This window comes from Thermopolyspora sp. NPDC052614, assembly GCF_040678635.1.
GTDB lineage: Bacteria > Actinomycetota > Actinomycetes > Streptosporangiales > Streptosporangiaceae > Thermopolyspora.
In genome coordinates this window covers 421,019-438,729 of sequence record NZ_JBFATZ010000006.1, presented here as the reverse complement: position 1 = coordinate 438,729, position 17,711 = coordinate 421,019, and the positions used below count along the sequence as shown (strand labels likewise).

The following is a 17,711-nucleotide window of genomic DNA, read 5'->3' as shown; positions in this document are numbered from 1 at the left end:
GGCTCAGCCGAGGGCGCGTGCGATGAGGTCGGCGAGGACGTCGGGGTCGATGCGCTCGCCGGTCAGGTGGGAGAGGTTCTCCTGGTAGAGCAGGACCACGGCGAACGTGGCGGCGGCGGCCTCCAGGCGGGCGGCGTCGCCACGCGAGCCCGGCAGGGCGAGTTCGAGCGCGAAGCGGGCGCGGCGCACGATCTCGCTGTTGAGGTGGCGCAGCCGCTCGCGGACCGTGCCGTGGGTGTCGGCCTCGCGGAACAGGATGCGCCGCATCGCCGGCGAGGCGCGCAACGGCACCCGCCGGGCGAGCAGCGCCAGCATGCTCGCCGGATCGCCCTGCTGCGTCCCGACCTGGGTCCCGACCTGGTCGTCGCGCAGCACCTCGACGTCGGTGCGCTCCTGCACGAGCGTGACCAGCACGTCCATCTTGCGCGGGAAATAGTGGAAGACCAACCCCTTGGGCACGCCCGCCTTCTTGGCGATCTGTGCCGTCGCGGTGGCCTCGTACCCCGCGACGGCGAACAGCTCCTCGGCGGCGTCCAGGATCCTGGTGCGCGCGTCGGGCCCGTCACCGCCGGTCCCGGACCGCCTTCGGGTCCGGGACCACACGGAAGAGCCGATCACGCGTGCGCCGGAGTGCCGCTCCTGGTCTGCAGGGCTGTCCACAGCCCGACGATAACGGTCACGCCGCCGGTAATCCACGCCGTCCAGGCGGCGGCGAGGTCACCGTCGTAGCCGAACGCCCACGGCGAGACCAGCAGCAGCGCCCCGAACGCGGCGGTGACCCAGGAGCTGGCCCCGCCCGCCCCGAGCAGCGACCACAGCGCGGACACCGCGAGCAGCGCCCCGAGCACCAGCAGCGGCTGCGCGGCGGCGTCCGAGTCCGCCGCCCAGACGAACGTGGCGACGACCGCCACCAGCCCGGCGACGAGCGCGACGAGGTCCGACAGTCGTGAGGGTTGCATTCCGACCTCCCAAGGCGACGGGAATGGTGCCTTATCTCGACCATCCGCTTGATTGACCGCCCGGTCAACAAACCCGTAGGTCAGCATTACCTGACCTGCGCGTCGGTGCGTATCTGACGCCGTGACCCGGTCATCGCGGACGCGCGCCGGGCCGATGTCGGTGCCGTCCGGCACCATGCCGATCGTGACCGACGGCGTCACATCGACAGGGACGCACTGAGAGGGACGCATTGACAGGGACGCACTGGCAGGACTGAAGGAGGTCCCTTGGGAGGGCGACGTGCGCCCCGACGGCCGTCACGAGATACTCCACCTGCCTGGCGACGCTCGGCGGGCGGTGAGCGGCCGTAACGAACGGCGCGCTCGCGCCGCACGGCGCTGAGACGGCGGCCACCCCGTCATCGGGGCCGCCGCCGTCCCGCCGGGAAGGACGTGAGGTGCCGTCCCGGGCCCGATCCCCGGCCGCGTCAGGGTCCGGGGGATCGGGCGACGTTCTAGGCCGGCGCCCGGGTGCTCAGCGCGAAGACCTTGATGTTGGGGATGGCGGGGCTGGTGAACCAGGCCGCCTCGCGGGCCGGATCGACGGGCAGGCTGACGTGCCAGATGCTCACCTTGCGGCCGTCGGAGGTGCCGTTGGTGTTGTAGCGGGTGTCGGCGGTGAGCGCGGTCTCCTCGCCGAACCGGGCCGTCCTCGCCCAGTCGGTCACCTTCAGCGGGGCGGTCGAGGTCGTGCCGTCGGTGTAGGTGATCGTGATCTCGGTCTCCTGGTCGCCGTTGACGGCGGTGACCAGGAGCTCCAGGGACGCGTAGCGGCCGGGGGTGAGGTAGGTGCGCTGGCCGCGCAGGCTGTGGAAGTTGCCGGCCGTACCCGTGGTGGCGGGGATGAGGTAGTCGCCGCCCGCCACGGTCCGCATGCCCGGTTCGGGCAGTTGCTCGGCGGGGAAGCTCCAGTTCTTCCCGTCCAGGTTGCCCTGCTGCTTGGCGTCCGCGGTGGCCACGCCGTCGATGTCGTACTGCAGGTGCTGGGCGCAGAAGGAACCGGAGGGCTCGCAGGCGGCGGGCAGGTTGGGGATCGGGGTGGCCGCCGCCGGGACGTGGTCGACCGGGAGGTCGGCGGGCTTGGTGGCCCACGAGGTGTTGGGGGTGGGGCCCACGTTCACCAGCACCTCGCCGCCGCGGTTCGGCAGGGACTCCGGCAGCCAGGAGCGGCTGTACGGCCTGCCGTCGACCCGTACGCTCTGCACGTAGATGTTCTCCGCGGACGCCTGCGGCGCGACCACCGTGATCGTGGGGCCGCCGTCGCGCTTGATCCACGCCTTGCGGAACATCGGGCTGGACAGCAGCATCTCGGCGCGGCTCGGCGTCTGCGGGAACATGCCGAGCGCCGCGAAGACGTACCAGGCGGACATGGTGCCGAGGTCGTCGTTGCCGGGCAGGCCGCTCGGGCCGGTCTTGTACACCAGCGACGCCATCGCCCGCACGGTCTCCTGCGTCTGCCACGGCCTGCCGAGCGCGTTGTACAGCCAGGGGACGTGGATGCCGGGTTCGTTCGTCGGGTCGTAGCGGAAGCCGTCGCCGCCGGTCGCCCACGAGCCGTCCGGGCGGTGGAAGAACGCGTCGAGGCGCTCGGCGGCCTGCTGCCTGCCGCCCATCGCCGCGGCGAGGCCGGACACGTCGTGCTGGACCATCCAGGTGTAGGTCGCGCTGGTGCCCTGGGCGAAACCGGTCTCGGAGGTGGTGGAGAACGGCCAGCGCCAGGTGCCGTCGGCGTCGCGGGCCTGCTGCCAGCCGCCGCCGGGGGCGGCCGAGGGGTTGAACGTGTTGCGCCACCAGGAGGCGCGCGGGATCAGCTCCTTGTAGGTGCGGGTACGGCCGAGCCGCTTGGCCCAGTCCGCGAGCGCGAAGTCGGCCGTCGAGGCCTCCAGCGTCTCGGCGGCGCCGCCCCAGCAGTGGCAGGTGTCGTGCGGGGCGTAGCCGAGCCGCAGGTATTCGGCGAGGTTGGGGCGCTGGCCCTCGCACTGGCCGGGGCAGCCCGCGTCGGACAGGCCCGACGGGTGCGGCACGGTCGCCTGCCGTACCAGGGAGTCGAAGGCGCCGTGCACGTCGAAGTTGCGCACCCCGAGGGCGTAGAAGTTGGCCAGGGTCGGCGCCGAGGGGTCGCCGGTCATCACGTGCGTGGGGCCGTTGACGTGGATCCAGCGGTCCCAGACGCCGCCGTTCTGCCGGGCCAGGTTGTACAGCGACTGGGCGAAGTCGCCCGCGACCTGCGGTTCGAGCAGCGCGAGCAGCTGGGTGTGGGCGCGGTACTGGTCCCAGCCGGAGAAGTTGCCGTACTGGACGCGCTGGCCGCGCTCCAGCCGGTGCACCTTGCGGTCGCTGCCGAGGTAGGTGCCAGCGACGTCGCTGGCGATGTTGGGCTGCAGGTAGGAGTGGTACAGCGCCGTGTAGAACTTGGTGAGCTCCTCGTCCGACCCGCCGGAGACCTTGATCGAGGAGAGCCGGTCGTGCCAGGCGCGGCGGGCGGCGGCGGCCACCGAGGCGACGTCGTCCCACGGCTTCACCTCGTGCTCGAGGTTCTGTTTCGCGGCGGCGAGGCTGGTGTAGGAGATGCCGATTTTCACGCGTACGTCGGCGTCCTTGGAGGTGTCGAATCCGACATATCCCCCGGAGCCTCGGCCGGCCCGGTCGGCGCCCGTGGCGTATCCCTCGCCGCCGCCCGCCGTCGTCGCGCCCGGCCGCAGCTCGTCGTTCACCCAGGTGCCGTAACCGGAGAACGCATGGTCGAACGTGGCGACGAAGTGCAGCCGGTAGTAGCTCCTGCGGTTGTTCACCCCGCCGTTCGCGCGCCGCCCGCAGAACGCGCCGGTCAGCACCGACCCGGTGACGGTACGGCGGGCCGGATCGATGGAGATCTCCGCGTCCTCGCTGCCGTTGAGCGAGTTCGACACGCGGAACAGCAGGTTGGCGGGGGAGCCCTGGGGGAAGGTGAACTCGCCCACGCCCGCGCGGGCGGTCACCGCGAGGTCGGCCTTGGCGCCGGAGTCGAGAGTGACCGTGTAGCGCCCGGGGCGCGCGGTCTCGTTGGCGTGGTTGAAGTCGGCGGCGTAGATCGCGTCCCTGGTGTCCGCCGTCGGCGAGGAGGAGACCTCGCCCACGTACGGCATGATCGGGACGTCCCCGGCGGCCCCCGGCGCACAGCCCGCGCCGTTGACGTGCGTCAACGCGAAGCCGCGCAGCCGGGTCGTGGTGTAGGAGTATCCGTTGGCGGCCGGGGCGCTCGTCTGGTCCCCGGACGTGTTGGTGGGGCTCCAGGAGATCATGCCGAACGGCACGACCGCGCCGGGATAGGTGTTGCCGCCGCCCGCCGTGCCGATCAGCGGATCGGCGTAGCGGACGGGGTCGAAGACGGGGCTGGAGATGGGGGCGGAGGCGGGGCTGGAGACGGATCCGGAGGCGGAGGCGGGCGAAGGGTCGGCGACCGCGGGAGCGGTGCCGACGAGCACTCCGGCGCCGGCGACGGACCCGGCGACCGCGGTGGCGAGCAATGATCGAAGAAGGGGCACAAGGCGATCACACCGCCTAACTTCGATCACTGCAATAACGTTACTATAAATAAACTTTGCTGTAAGAAGTCGGTCGGGTAACGGTGTCGTGGGGGAGCGGCGTTGTCGGTTGCGGCCGATATGTTGATGGGTCCTGATTTGTGACGTCGCAGGTCAGGGCCGGGATGGGGCGCGAAAAATGTCGGTGGCGGCTGCCATCATCGGACCATGAGCGACTCACCTCCCATCACCGTCCTCGCCGACTCGGCCGCCTACGCCGAGGCCGTCCAACTCGCCGTGGACGCGGCGGCGGCCTACTACGGCGACGGCACCTCCCCCCTCGACGACGACGCCTACGACCGCCTCGTGCGCGGCATCGCGGCGTACGAGCGGGAGCACCCCGACGAGGTGCTGCCCTCCTCGCCGACCGGCAAGGTCGCCGGCGGCGCCGTCACCGGCGACGTGCCGCACACGGCGCCGATGCTCAGCCTCGACAACGTCTTCGGCGCCGAGCAGCTCGCCGACTGGGCGGCCTCGCTGGAGCGCCGGCTCGGCCGCCCGGTGACATCCTGGAGCGTGGAGCCCAAGCTCGACGGCCTGGCGATCTCCGCCCGCTACCGGGAGGGCCGCCTCGTCCAGCTCGTCACCCGAGGGGACGGCACGGCGGGGGAGGACGTCTCGCACGCCATCGGCACGATCGTCGGCCTCCCGGGGACCCTGGCCGACCCCGTCTCCGTCGAGCTGCGCGGCGAGGCCATGATGACCACCGAGCAGTTCGAGGCCGCCTGCGCCAAGCGGCGGGCGCACGACGGCACCACCTTCGCCAATCCGCGCAGCGCCGCCGCCGGCACCCTGCGCACCAGGGAGCGCCCCTACGTCTGCGAGCTGACCTTCTTCGGCTACGGCGCGCTGCCCTACCCTGACGACGACTCCGAGCTCGCCGCGCGGCTCCGCGAGCTGCCGCACAGCCAGATCATGGAATGGGTCGCGGGCCAGGGCGTGCAGACGACCGCCGCCACCCCGGTCGCCGGCATCGTCGCCGAGACCCTGGAACAGGTGCAGGAGCGCGTCGAGCGGATCGCCGCCGCGCGGGCCGGGCTGAGCTTCGGCATCGACGGCATCGTCATCAAATGCGACCTCGCCGCCGACCAGGCGGAGGCCGGGGTCAGCTCGCGTGCCCCCCGCTGGGCCATCGCGTACAAGCTGCCCCCCACCGAGAAGATCACCAAGCTGCTCGCGGTGGAGTGGAACACCGGCCGCACCGGCATCATCGCCCCCCGCGCCGTGCTCGAACCCGTCGAGCTCGACGGCAGCGTCGTCACCTACGCCACCCTGCACAACGCCGCCGACATCGCCCGCCGCGGCCTCATGCTCGGCGACTCGGTCACCGTCTACAAGGCCGGGGACGTGATCCCGCGCGTGGAGGCCCCCGTCGTCCACCTGCGCACCGGCGACGAACGCCCCATCCCCATCCCGCAGACCTGCCCCACCTGCGGCGACGCCATCGACACCAGCCAGGAGCGCTGGCGCTGCGTGCGCGGCCGGGCCTGCCGCGCCATCGCCTCCATCAGCTACGCCGTCGGCCGCGACCAACTCGACATCGAGACCCTCGGCGAGAACCGCATCGCCCAGCTCCTCGCCGCCGGATACATCACCGACTTCGCCGACCTGTTCTACGTCACCCGCGACCAGCTCCTCTCCCTGGAGCGGATGGGCGAGACCAGCTCCGACAACCTCCTGGCCGCCATCGAGAAGGCCAAGTCCAAGCCGCTCAGCAAGGTCTTCTGCGCCCTCGGCGTGCGCGGCACCGGCCGCTCGATGAGCCGCCGCATCGCCCGCCACTTCGGCACGATGGAGGCGATCCGCGCCGCCGACGCCGAGGCCATCCAGGCGGTCGAGGGCATCGGCCCGGAGAAGGCCCCGGTGATCGTCGCCGAACTCGCCGAGCTCTCCGACGTCATCGACAAACTGATCGCCGCCGGCGTCAACATGACCGAGCCCGGCTTCCGCCCCCCGTCCCCCTCCGACGCGTCCCCCGAGACCACCGGCACCCCTGGGACCACCGGGACTTCCGGAACCCTTGGGACCCTCGCGCCGGACCTCCCGCTGGCGGGCATGTCGGTGGTCGTCACCGGCGCCATGACCGGCCCGTTGGAGTCCCTGTCCCGCAACGAGATGAACGATCTCATCGAACGCGCGGGCGGCAAGGCATCCTCCAGCGTCTCCGCCAAGACCTCCCTGCTGGTGGCGGGCGAAAAGGCGGGCTCCAAGCGCACGAAGGCCGAGTCCCTGGGCATCCGCATCGTCACACCCGAGGAGTTCGCCGAACTCGTCGCCGATGTGCTGTGACCATCCGCCGGGGACCGCTCTCCGGCCGGTTCGCGCGCTGCCACCGTCGTCCGGTGCCGTGGCCGCATCGCGTGGAGGGGTTCGCCGAGCCTGTGCGGGGCGTCCTGGGGGTCGGTCCGCCCGGCCGCCGTGTCTGCCACCGGCTCAGACTCAAAAGCTTGGTGACCATTTCACCCCAGCCATCACCGTACGGGAGGCAGCCCGGTCTTAGCTGGGCATCGGGGGCGAGGAACGCCGCGGCGTACAGGGAGGCTTGTCATGAAGATCGTGGTGATCGGCGGCACCGGACTGATCGGCTCGAAGGTCGTGACGATGCTCGGCGAGCAGGGCCATGAAACGGTGGCGGCATCGCCGAGGACCGGCGTCAACTCCCTCACCGGCGAAGGACTGGCCGAGGCGCTGGCAGGCGCGTCCGTGGTGATCGACGTGTCGAACAGTCCGTCCTTCGAGGACGCGGCGGTTCTGGAGTTCTTCGAGACCTCCACCCGCAACCTGCTCGCCGCGGAGGTGGAGGCCGGGGTGGGCCATTATGTCGCGCTGTCGGTGGTGGGGGCCGACCGCCTGCCCGACAGCGGCTACCTCCGGGCGAAGGTCACCCAGGAGCACCTGATCGAGAAGTCGTCGATTCCGTTCTCGATCGTGCAGGCGACGCAGTTCTTCGAGTTCGTCCCCGCCATCGCCGACGCCGCCACGCAGGGCGACACCGTCCGCATGCCGCCCGTGGCCTTCCAACCCATCGCGAGCGACGACGTCGCCCGGGAGATCGCCCGGATCGCCGTGGGCTCCCCGCTGAACGGCAGGGTCGAGATCGCCGGCCCCGAGCGATTCCGCATGGACGAGTTCTTCCGGGACGCCCTGCGGACCTGGGGCGATCCCCGCGAGGTCGTCACGGACCCGCACGCCCGCTACTTCGGCGCCGAACCGGGCGAGCGCTCCCTGGTGCCGGGCGACGGCGCGATCCTCGGCGGGACCAGGTACGCCGACCGACCGGGCGGGGCCACCCGCGGGTAGCGCACGCGCGGCCGTACGGCCGGATCGGCGAGAGTGTCACCCACCGTCGTCCGGTGCGATGATCCGCCACGCCGACGTGAGCAGCGTCCAGCAAAGCGTCCAGGAAAGCGCCCAGGAATAGGTCCACGAGTAGGTCAAGGAATGGGAGGACCTGGGCGGCCCGAGTGGGACGCCCGCGCGTCGCTCGACCGGTGGGGGTCCGGGCGGACCGCCGTCCGTGGAGCGGCGGTGATCAGCGTATTGCCGGCCGCCGCCTCGGCCGTGCGCGGATGCCCGGCAGGCAGGCGGATGAGGGCGTCGGTTCGGTGACGGAGGGCATACGAGGACCTCCTATTGTTCGGATGGCGTACTTTCGATCTCAAGTTACGAAAAGTGATCAGGGTTGTCCATGCTGTTTTCGTTGGGTGGAAGTCGGCCTCCCGACCTCGTGAAGTCCTGAAAACACGAGGTGTTGGCACCTGCGAGAGCCCGACGACCGCTCTTGACGCCGATGCGATCGTGACTTAACGTTCAGATTCCGCACACTGTGATCGCTTGTTGAACATATCTGGAAGCATTCCCGCCCACCCTTCGGTGGCGCCCAAAGCAGAGCGCCCGCAGCCGCGAAGACGACTCCGGCGGGATCCCGAGCACCTCGGGTGGATTCACCTCGCGTTGACCGTCCCCTGAGGTGGTGGCCTCGGCGCGTCAACGCACGAAAGCCCCCACGCAAGCCCGAAGGAGTCACCGTTGAAGGCACGGCTTCTCCACTACGGCAGATTGCTGTTGTCGTCGTTCATCCTGTTCATCGTCGTCGTCACGGTGCTGTTCTTCCTGCTCGAACTCGCACCCGGAGACCCGGTGCAGGCGCTCGTGGGCGACGTGCCGCTCACCGACGAGTTCCGCGATCGGATCATGGCCGCGTACGGCCTGGACAAGCCGGTCTGGGAGCGTTACCTGATCTACCTCGGCAACGTGCTCAGCGGGGACCTCGGCTACTCGTTCGCCACCAACGCCGAGCCTGTCCTGGACATCATCCTCAGCCGCGCCGGCAACACGCTCGCCATCGCGGTGCCCTCGTTCCTGCTGTCCACCCTGGGCGGGCTCGTGCTGGGGACGATCGCGGCGCGCACGCGCAGGCGCTGGCTCGACGGCGGCATCTCGGGCTTCGCCGTCGGCCTGTTCTCCATCCCGAACTTCTGGTTCGGCATGTTGCTGATCATGGTGTTCTCGATCAGCCTCGGCTGGCTGCCGACCCACGGCAAGAGTCCGTACGGCCAGCCCGGCATCCACTGGGAGTACATGGTGCTCCCGATCATCACGATGGCCACCACCGAGCTGGCGTACAAGGCCCGGATCGCCCGCTCGGCGGTGATCGAGTCACTGGGACAGGACTTCATCGACACGGCGCGGTCGAAGGGGCTGTCGGCTCGGCGGGTGCTGTGGCGGCACGCCCTGCCGAACGGCCTGCTGCCGATGGTCACGGTCTCCGGCTACAGCCTCGGCTTCATCCTGGCCGGCTCCGTGCTCGTCGAGCGGGTGTTCGGCTGGCCGGGGATGGGGCTGCTGTTCGTCGACGCCATCGAACGGAAGAACAACATGCTCGTGCTCGGCATCACGATCGTGCTCACCGTCACGATCATCGTCGTCAACATCATCACCGACGTGGTCTACGGGATCGTCGACCCCCGGCTGCGCGCCGGCTTCGCACCCAAGAAGCCCAAGAAGGAGGTGACGGCGTGACGCGGCAGCAGGCGACCCAGGCGACCCAGCAGACGCAGGAAATTCAGGAGACTCCCACGACGGGCGGGTCCTCGTCGCCACCTCGCCCCGCCCCGACTCCGGCGTCCAGGCGTCCCCGCGGGGCCCAGAGCGCGGCTTGGCGCGCGTTCCTGCGCAGGACCTCCACCCGGGTGTTCCTCCCGCTTCTGATCATGTTCGTGCTCGTCGCGGTGATCGGCCCGTTCTTCGTCGGCGACCCGGTGGCGACCGCCCACCCGAAGCTGCTCCCGCCCAGCGCGGAGCATCCGTTCGGCACCGACATGCTCGGCCGCGACTACCTCGCGCGGGTCGTGTACGGCGGGCAGATCTCGCTGCTGGTCGGCTTCAGCGTCGCGGTGCTCTGCATGACGTTCGGACTGATCGTCGGCGGCCTCGCCGGATACCACGGCGGCTGGATCGACACCGTCATGGTCAAGATCGCCGAGTTCTTCCAGGTGCTCCCCGGCCTCGTGCTCGCGCTGGTCGCGGCCGCGCTGCTCGGCTCGAACGTGCTCATCATCACCGCGATCCTGGCGATCACGATGTGGCCCGGCGTCGGCCGGATCGTCCGGGCCGAGGCGATGCGGATCTCCAAGCTCGGCTACGTCGAGTCGCAGAAGGCGGCCGGCTTCCACGGCATCCGCATCCTGGTGTCCGACGTGATCCCGAACGCCATGCCGCCCGTGCTGGTGGCCACGACGATGACCGTGGGACGCGCGATCCTCATCGAATCCGGCCTGGCGTACATCGGGGTCGGGGACCCGGGCAACCCGAGCTGGGGCTCGCTGCTGAACGACGCGCAGTCCTACATGCGGGACAGCTGGTGGCTCGCGTTCCTGCCCGGCGCCTGCATCTTCCTCGTCGTGCTCGCCGTCAACATGCTCGGCGACGCCCTCAACGACGCGTTCAACCCGACGATCGGGAGGGTCAAGTGAACGCCGCGACGAACGCCCCCGCGGACGACGTGCCGCTCGTCTCCGTGGCGGGACTGCGGGTCGTGCTGCCGACGGGGGAGCGCAGCGAGGTCGAGGCGGTCCGCCGCGTGGACCTGGTCATCCGGGACGGCGAGCGGGTCGGCGTCGTCGGAGAGTCCGGCTCGGGCAAGTCCGTCACGGGGCGGGCCATCGCCGGCCTGCTGCCGACCTCGCCGCGGGTCCGGGTGTCGGGATCGATCCGCGTCGGCGGGCGGGAGATGATCGACGCCCCGCCCGCGGCATGGGACGAGATCCGGCGCACCCGCGTCGGCATGATCTTCCAGGATCCGCTGACCTACCTGAACCCGACGATGCGCGTCGGCAAACAGGTCGCCGAATCCATCCCCGCGGACAGGGAGGGCGGCGACGCCGCCCGGACCAGGGCGGTGCACCGCTTCCTCGAACAGGCGGGCCTGGAGAACCCCGCCGAGGTCGCCGCCAGGTTCCCCCACGAGCTGAGCGGCGGCATGCGCCAGCGTGTGCTGATCGCGATCGCCATCGCGAAACTGCCCAGCCTGATCATCGCCGACGAGCCGACGACGGCGCTCGACGCCACCGTCCAGCAGCGCGTGCTGAAGACCCTCGACGCCACGGTCGCCGAGCTCGGCACCTCCCTGATGCTGATCTCGCACGATCTCGCCGTCGTCGCGGGCATGACCGACCGCATCTACGTCATGTACGGCGGGCGCGTCGTCGAGGACGGCCCCACCGAGCAGGTGCTGCACGAGCCGCGGCACCCCTACACCCGGGCGCTGCTGCGCAGCGTGCGCAGCCTCACCGACGACGGCGTGGACCTCTACTCGATCCCGCCCGAGCTGCGGCGCGAGCTCGCCGAGGAGGTGGCCGATGCTTCTTGAGGCCAGGAACGTCTCCAAGACCTTCCGGGCGGGACGGCGGACGCCACCCGTGCGCGCCGTCCGCGACGCCACGCTGCGCGCCCGCCCGGGCGAGTTCGTGGCGATCGTGGGGGAGAGCGGCAGCGGCAAGAGCACGCTGGCGCGCATCCTGCTCGATTTGATCCCGCCCAGCTCCGGCTCCGTCGAACTGGACGGCGTGCCGATCACGGCGATGACGAAGAAGGAGCGCGTAGCGTACCGCCGTCGCGTGCAGGCGGTGCTGCAGGACCCGGCGGGCTCGCTGAACCCCCGCAAACGGGTCGAGCAGACCATCGGCGAGGTGATCCGGCTGCATCGCATCGCGACCACCCGCGCGCAGGTGCGCGAGCGGATCCGCGAGGCGCTGCACCTGGTCGGCATGAACCCCGCCGAGGAGTTCCTCGACCGCTTCCCCCACGAGCTCAGCGGCGGCCAGCGCCAACGCGTGCTCATCGCCCGCGCGATCGCCCTGAACCCGCAGATCATCGTGGCCGACGAGGCCGTCTCCGCGCTCGACGCGTCGGTGAAGGCCGGGGTGCTGCGGGTCATGGCCGACCTGAAGGACCGCCTCGGCGTCGGCTACGTGTTCATCACCCACGACCTCCCGGTCGTGCGGAAGGTGGCCGACCACGTCTACGTCATGCGCTCGGGCGAGATCGTCGAGGAAGGCCCCAAGGAGACCATCTTCGCCGAGCCGTCGCACCCCTATACCCGGACCCTGCTGGCAGCCGCGCCGGTGCTGCGGTAGGCACGCCGCGACAACCGGACATCCCGAATTTTCCGGACATCACGGTACGCGAGACCCGCGCGGGGCTCGCGTGGAAAGGCGAACCACCGTGAAGACCACCGTGAAGACCAACGCGAAGACCACCGCGAAGACCAACGCGAGGACAACCAGGACGAGACGCGGCGCAGTGCTCGCCGCGCTGATGGCGGGAGTGCTCGTGCTGAGCGCCTGCGGCGGAGCGGCCGGCTCCGGCGACAAGGTGTACGTGTACGCGGTCAACGGCGATCCGATGACCGTGGGGTTGAACGCCCAGTTCGTCGGCGGCACGTACCCGATCCTGTTCAGCGCCCAGCTCATGGACACCCTGATCTTCATGTCGGACGACTACAAGCTGTCGCCGGGCCTGGCGAAGGAATGGGAGGTCAGCCCGGACGGCCTGGAGCTGACGCTGCGGCTGCGCGAGGGCGTGAAGTGGCACGACGGCAAGCCGTTCACCGCCGAGGACGTGAAGTTCAACTTCGAGGAGATCATCCCCCTGCAGACGTACGGCGCCATGCTCGCCAAACGGATCAAGTCGGTCGAGATCACCGACCCGTCCACCGTCGTGGTGCGCCTCAAGCAGCCCTTCGGCCCGCTGCTGGAAACGGTCTCGCAGCAGTTCATGCTGCCCAAGCACATCTACGAGGGCACCGACTACGTCACCAACGAGGCCAACAAGAAGCCGATCGGCACCGGGCCGATGAAATTCGGCTCCTACACCCCCGGCCAGGAGGTCGTGCTCGTCAAGAACCCGGACTACTGGGGCGAGAAGTCCCAGGTGGACCGCGCCGTCTACACCGTCATGGCCGACCCCAACAGCCGCGCGGAGGCCCTGTTCGCCGGCGAGATCGACGGCGGCGTGATCGACCCGTCGCAGCAGGGGCGCGTCTCCGCCGACCGGAACACCCGGTTGCTTGAGCACGGGATGTTCCCCCAGGTGGTGACGACGATGTTCAACTCGCAGAGCCGGTACCTCAAGGACCCGGCCGTCCGCGCCGCGCTCTTCGCGGCGTACGACCGCGCCGCCATCGCCAAGACGGCGATGTCCGGCATCGGAAAGCCCGCGACCGGGTTCGTCCCGCCCGAGTTCGGCTGGGCGGCCAACCCCGACGTGAACTTCGACAAGAAGTTCCCCCGCGACATCGCGGCGATCAACAAGGCCCTCGACGAGGCCGGCTTCAAACGGGGACCCGACGGCACGAGGTTCACGCTGAAGATCCTCTACATCTTCACGCTGACCGAGGTCGCCGCGACCGTCCAGATGGTGCAGTCGATGCTCAAGGAGGTCGGCATCGCCACCAGACTCGAAAGCGCGGGCGGCGCCGTCTACAGCGAGAAGGTGTACGCCAAGGGCGACTTCGACCTCGCCTTCGTGCGGACGACCATCGGGCCCGACCCGAGCCTCGGCATCGCCAACTGGTACCAGTGCAACAAGCAGCGCAAGCCGGGCTCCAACCCCACCGGCGTATGCGACCCGGAGATCGAGGCCGCCGCTGCCGCCGCCCTCGACACCAACGACAGGACCAAACGCGCCGAAGCCCTCAAGAGGCTCCAGGCCCGGGCGGAGAAGCTCATGTTCTACGCCCCGATCGCCTGGTTCAACGGCGGCTTCCCGACGATCAACACCGCCCGCTGGCAGGGACAGGACGCGCCGCGGGTGATGGCGGAACGCGTGCCCTGGTCGAAGATGACGCCGGCTCAGTGAGAGCGAGGAGCCCTGTGCCCATGCGAAGAAGGACCAAGAGAACACGACGCGCCGGAGTGCTCGCCGCGCTGATGGCGGGCGCGCTCGCACTGAGCGCCTGCGCCGGCGACGCCGGCGCCACCGACACCGTCTACGTGCAGGCCGTCGGCGGCGACCCGATGACCCTGGGGCTGAACGCGCAGTTCGTCAGCGCCCCGATCTCGCAACTGTTCAGCTCGCAGATCATGGACCCCCTGATCCGGATCTCCGACGACTACAAGCTGTCGCCCGGCCTGGCGAGGGAATGGGAGGTCAGCCCGGACGGCATGGAGTTGACGCTGCGGCTGCGCCAGGGCGTGAAGTGGCACGACGGCAAGCCGTTCACCGCCGAGGACGTGAAGTTCAACCTCGAAGAGATCGTCCCGCTGCAGACGTACGGCGCCATGCTCGCCAAGCGGATCAAATCAGTCGAGATCACCGACCCGTCCACCGTCGTGATGCGCCTCAAAGAGCCTTACGGCCCGCTGCTGGAGACGATCGCGCTGCAGTTCATGCTGCCCAAACACGTCTACGAGGGCACCGACTACGTCACCAACGAGGCCAACAAGAAGCCGATCGGCACCGGGCCGATGAAATTCGGCTCCTACACCCCCGGCCAGGAGGTCGTGCTCGTCAAGAACCCGGACTACTGGGAGGGCGAGGTGCGGGTCGACCGCGCCGTCTTCACCGTCATGGCCGACCCCAACAGCCGTGCGGAGGCCCTGTTCGCCGGTGAGATCGACGAGGCCGTGCTCGACCCCTCACAGCAGGAGCGCGTCTCCGCCGACGAGAACACCCGGCTGCTCAAGCACGGCATGTTCCGCCAGGCCGTCGTCATGATGCAGAACACCAAGAGCCCCCGGCTGTCCGACCCCGCCGTACGCGCCGCCGTGTTCGCCGCGCTCGACCGCGACGCCATCTCGAAGATCGCGCTGTCGGGACTGGGCACCCCCGCCAACGGCTTCTTCCCGGAGTCGCCGGCCTGGGCGCTCAACCCCGACATCGACTTCGCCAAGACGTTCCCCCGCGACCTCGTCGCGATCAACAAGACCCTCGACGAGGCCGGCTTCAAACGGGGGGCCGACGGCAAGCGGTTCACCTTGAAGGTGCGGTACATCACCCCGCTGAGCGAGGTCGCCAAGACGGCCGAGATGGCGCAGTCGATGCTGGCGGAGGCCGGCATCGGCACCGAGCTCGTCGGCACCTCGGGCGCGGTCTTCAACGAGAAGGTGTACGCCGACGGCGACTTCGACCTCGCCTTCCTGCGGACGAGCCTCGGAGCCGACCCGAGCCTCGGCATCACCCGCTGGTACGAGTGCAACGAGCGGAAGATCGCCGCGGCGAACCCGTCCGGCGTCTGCGACCCCGAGATCGACGCCGCCGCCGCCACCGCCCTCGGCGCCAACGACCAGGCCAAACGCGGCGAGGCCCTCAGGAAACTGCAGGCCCGCGCGGAGAAGCTGCTGTTCCACACGCCGCTCGCGTGGTTCGACGGCGCCTACTCGACGATCAGCACCGCGCGCTGGCAGGGCCACGACACGCCGCAGGCGCCGCCCGAGCGCAAGCCCTGGCTAACGATGACGCCGAAGAAGTAAGCCCGCACGATCCAGGCACCCGGTCTCACCTTCGTCCACCCACGTGAAACGGAAAAGCATGGCCCTGCCGCTCTTCGACACCCACGCGCACCTGATCTCCGACGACTGGGACACCTACCCGCCCAGGCCCCTGCGGCCCGACCTGCCGACGCCGAAGCGTACCGACTTCACGGTGACGGCCGAGGCCCTGATCGCGATGATGGACGAGCACGGCGTCACCGAGGCGTGCCTCGTGCAACGCGGTCACCTGTACGGATACGACAACGGCTACATCCTCGAATCGGCCCGGAGGTATCCCGGCCGGCTGCACCCGGTGGTGATCCTCGATCCCCAGGACCCGGCCACCCCCGGCCGCTACCGCGACATGGTCAAGAACGACCACGTCCGCGGCTTCCGCATGGCCCACACCCGGCCGTGGATCCTGGACACCGCCTGGGTGAGCTCGCCGCAGTCGATGGAGGTGTGGAAGGCGTGCGCCGACCTCGGCACGCCCATGACCCTGATCCTGTTCATGAAGCAGCTTCCGTACCTGCTGCCGCTCATCAAGATCATCGCACGACGCTTCCCCGACCTGCCGATCCTGCTCGACCACGGAGGCATGCCGTACGGCATGACGCAGTACGAGGTCCGCCTCGCCGAGGAGGCCGGCGAGGAGGTGCGGCTCCCCGGCCCGCCGCACTTCGGCATCGACCAGACGATCGAGATCTTCACCGACATGCCGAACGTTCACTTCAAGATCACCGAGATCAACATGGAGCGGCTGGTCGCGGAGAACGTGCGCCCCGCCCATATCATCCGGCGGATGGTCGACAGCTTCGGCCCCGACCGCCTCATGTGGGGCTCGGATGTCGGCCAGAGCACGCTGTGGAGCTACGCCGAGAAGGCGGCCATGGCCCGCGCCGCCGCCGACTTCCTGACCGAAGAGGAGGCGCGCAAGTTCCTCCACGACAACGCCGCCCGCGTCTACTCGCGCGCCGGCTGAAGGAGCGAAGGTGATCCGGAGATTCAGCCCGCCTCGCCCCGCCAAGGACCTGGAGCACGCGATCGTCTACCGCCGCGACGACGAGTTCTGCGGCTGGCCGTACACGATGGGCTTCTGGGAGACGGCGTCGGGCGAACTCGTCGCCAACTTCCTGTCGATGGCCGCCGACTACGGCGACCCCGCCGCGCTCAGCCACGACCGGCTCGGGGAACGCCGAGGCCGCGGCAGTCGCATGGTGACGGTCCGGTCCGCCGACCGGGGGTACACCTGGGGGGAACCCGAGTTCGACGTTTCCCCGCGTCCCACTCCGGCGGCCGAGGACGCCCCTCGCGATCTGTCAGCCTGGGGACCGTTCGACTACCTGGACCGGAACGTCCTGGTCGGCACCAGCAGCATCGACTTCGGCAAGCCCGGGAGCCGCTCCTTCGTCCGCGTCTCCACCGACGCCGGTCACACCTGGACGCCCTCGGTCGAGCTCCCGCTCGACGGACTGCACTCCCTGTCGGCGATCAACTCGGCGACGGTGCGCCCCGACGGCCGCTGCCTGCTGTTCCTCACCCTGATCAGCGAGGACGGCTGGAACCGCCGCCCGCTGGTCTACGGCAGCACCGACGACGGCACCGAGTTCCACTTCCTGTCCTTCATCACCCCGGAGCGGGACCCCTACGCGGCGGCGGAAGGAGACTGGACGACCACCTACCGCTTCGGCGGCCACCGCTGGTTCTACCCGCGCGCCGTGATGCTGCCGACCGGCCGCCTGCTGTGCACGCTCCGCTGCCAGCGCGACCCCACCGGCGTCATGTGGACCGAACTGTTCCACAGCGACGACGGCGGCCTGACGTGGGAGTTCCTGTCCCGGGTCAACGACTTCGGAGCGCCGGGCAGCCTGGTCGCCATGGCGGACGGCCGGCTGGTCGCCGTCTACGGCTACCGCCTCAAGCCGTACGGCATCCGCGCCGTGGTGAGCGAGGACGAGGGCAGGACCTGGGGCCCGGAGATCATCGTCCGCGACGACGGCGGCAGTTGGGATCTGGGCTACCCGAACGCCTTCGAGGCCGAACCGGGCCGAATCGGCACGATTTATTACTTCAACCGCCGCGACGACCCCATCCAGGCCAACGGCGGAGTCCGGCATATCGCCCGCAGCACTTTTGTACCGGAGTGAGCGGCCCGGAGTGAGCGGCGCGGCGGCACG

At 69.9% G+C, this 17,711-nt stretch carries 13 protein-coding genes; 10 read left to right on the top strand and 3 right to left on the bottom strand.

The window, feature by feature from the left end:
* Nucleotides 1-3 precede the first annotated feature (3 nt).
* The 3 genes from AB0K60_RS16445 to AB0K60_RS16435 all read right to left on the bottom strand — a co-directional run bounded on the left by AB0K60_RS16445 (nucleotide 4) and on the right by AB0K60_RS16435 (nucleotide 4,522).
* Nucleotides 4-660 carry a helix-turn-helix domain-containing protein gene (locus tag AB0K60_RS16445; protein ID WP_364054601.1) on the bottom strand — a complete coding sequence of 219 codons (657 nt, stop codon included), beginning with the start codon at nucleotides 658-660 and terminating at the stop codon, nucleotides 4-6.
* Complete coding sequence (locus AB0K60_RS16440) at nucleotides 615-959, bottom strand: SPW repeat protein (protein ID WP_364054598.1); 345 nt, start codon at nucleotides 957-959, stop codon at nucleotides 615-617. Before AB0K60_RS16440 ends, AB0K60_RS16445 begins: the two co-directional genes overlap by 46 nt.
* Before the next feature lie 494 nt (nucleotides 960-1,453).
* Nucleotides 1,454-4,522 carry a GH92 family glycosyl hydrolase gene (locus AB0K60_RS16435; RefSeq protein ID WP_364054595.1) on the bottom strand — a complete coding sequence of 1,023 codons (3,069 nt, stop codon included), beginning with the start codon at nucleotides 4,520-4,522 and terminating at the stop codon, nucleotides 1,454-1,456.
* A 207-nt stretch (nucleotides 4,523-4,729) separates the two neighbouring features.
* On the opposite strand from AB0K60_RS16435, the gene ligA reads away from it, so the two are divergent.
* From ligA to AB0K60_RS16385, 10 genes are all read left to right on the top strand, one after another.
* On the top strand, nucleotides 4,730-6,850 hold the full coding sequence (gene ligA / locus AB0K60_RS16430) for an NAD-dependent DNA ligase LigA (RefSeq protein ID WP_364054592.1): 2,121 nt from the start codon (nucleotides 4,730-4,732) through the stop codon (nucleotides 6,848-6,850).
* A 258-nt stretch (nucleotides 6,851-7,108) separates the two neighbouring features.
* The gene (locus AB0K60_RS16425) at nucleotides 7,109-7,861 is read left to right on the top strand and encodes an SDR family oxidoreductase (protein WP_364054589.1); all 753 of its coding nucleotides are present in this window, start codon (nucleotides 7,109-7,111) and stop codon (nucleotides 7,859-7,861) included.
* Between the two features lie 729 nt (nucleotides 7,862-8,590).
* Nucleotides 8,591-9,583: an ABC transporter permease gene (locus AB0K60_RS16420; RefSeq protein ID WP_364054586.1), complete on the top strand. Its 993-nt coding sequence runs from the start codon at nucleotides 8,591-8,593 to the stop codon at nucleotides 9,581-9,583.
* Nucleotides 9,580-10,536 carry an ABC transporter permease gene (locus AB0K60_RS16415; protein WP_364054583.1) on the top strand — a complete coding sequence of 319 codons (957 nt, stop codon included), beginning with the start codon at nucleotides 9,580-9,582 and terminating at the stop codon, nucleotides 10,534-10,536. Before AB0K60_RS16420 ends, AB0K60_RS16415 begins: the two co-directional genes overlap by 4 nt.
* Nucleotides 10,533-11,432, top strand: a complete 900-nt coding sequence (locus AB0K60_RS16410; RefSeq protein WP_364054580.1) for an ABC transporter ATP-binding protein — start codon at nucleotides 10,533-10,535, stop codon at nucleotides 11,430-11,432. The genes AB0K60_RS16415 and AB0K60_RS16410 overlap by 4 nt, the downstream gene beginning before the upstream one ends.
* Entirely contained in the window at nucleotides 11,422-12,198 is a 777-nt protein-coding gene (locus tag AB0K60_RS16405; RefSeq protein WP_364054577.1) for an ATP-binding cassette domain-containing protein, read from the top strand. The genes AB0K60_RS16410 and AB0K60_RS16405 overlap by 11 nt, the downstream gene beginning before the upstream one ends.
* A gap of 88 nt (nucleotides 12,199-12,286) precedes the next feature.
* Nucleotides 12,287-13,921, top strand: a complete 1,635-nt coding sequence (locus AB0K60_RS16400; protein ID WP_364054574.1) for an ABC transporter substrate-binding protein — start codon at nucleotides 12,287-12,289, stop codon at nucleotides 13,919-13,921.
* Nucleotides 13,922-13,941: 20 nt separating this feature from the next.
* Complete coding sequence (locus tag AB0K60_RS16395) at nucleotides 13,942-15,534, top strand: ABC transporter substrate-binding protein (RefSeq protein ID WP_364054571.1); 1,593 nt, start codon at nucleotides 13,942-13,944, stop codon at nucleotides 15,532-15,534.
* A gap of 58 nt (nucleotides 15,535-15,592) precedes the next feature.
* Entirely contained in the window at nucleotides 15,593-16,516 is a 924-nt protein-coding gene (locus AB0K60_RS16390) for an amidohydrolase family protein (protein WP_364054568.1), read from the top strand.
* 10 nt (nucleotides 16,517-16,526) lie between these two features.
* Nucleotides 16,527-17,681, top strand: a complete 1,155-nt coding sequence (locus tag AB0K60_RS16385) for a sialidase family protein (protein ID WP_364054565.1) — start codon at nucleotides 16,527-16,529, stop codon at nucleotides 17,679-17,681.
* Nucleotides 17,682-17,711: the final 30 nt, after the last annotated feature.

Bases quoted from the DNA above. Each gene is read 5' to 3' on its own strand.
- AB0K60_RS16395 (WP_364054571.1), top strand. From the start codon at position 13,942: ATGCGAAGAAGGACCAAGAGAACACGACGCGCCGGAGTGCTCGCCGCG.
- AB0K60_RS16425 (WP_364054589.1), top strand. From the start codon at position 7,109: ATGAAGATCGTGGTGATCGGCGGCACCGGACTGATCGGCTCGAAGGTC.
- AB0K60_RS16405 (WP_364054577.1), top strand. From the start codon at position 11,422: ATGCTTCTTGAGGCCAGGAACGTCTCCAAGACCTTCCGGGCGGGACGG.
- AB0K60_RS16440 (WP_364054598.1), bottom strand. From the start codon at position 959: ATGCAACCCTCACGACTGTCGGACCTCGTCGCGCTCGTCGCCGGGCTG.
- AB0K60_RS16390 (WP_364054568.1), top strand. From the start codon at position 15,593: ATGGCCCTGCCGCTCTTCGACACCCACGCGCACCTGATCTCCGACGAC.
- ligA (WP_364054592.1), top strand. From the start codon at position 4,730: ATGAGCGACTCACCTCCCATCACCGTCCTCGCCGACTCGGCCGCCTAC.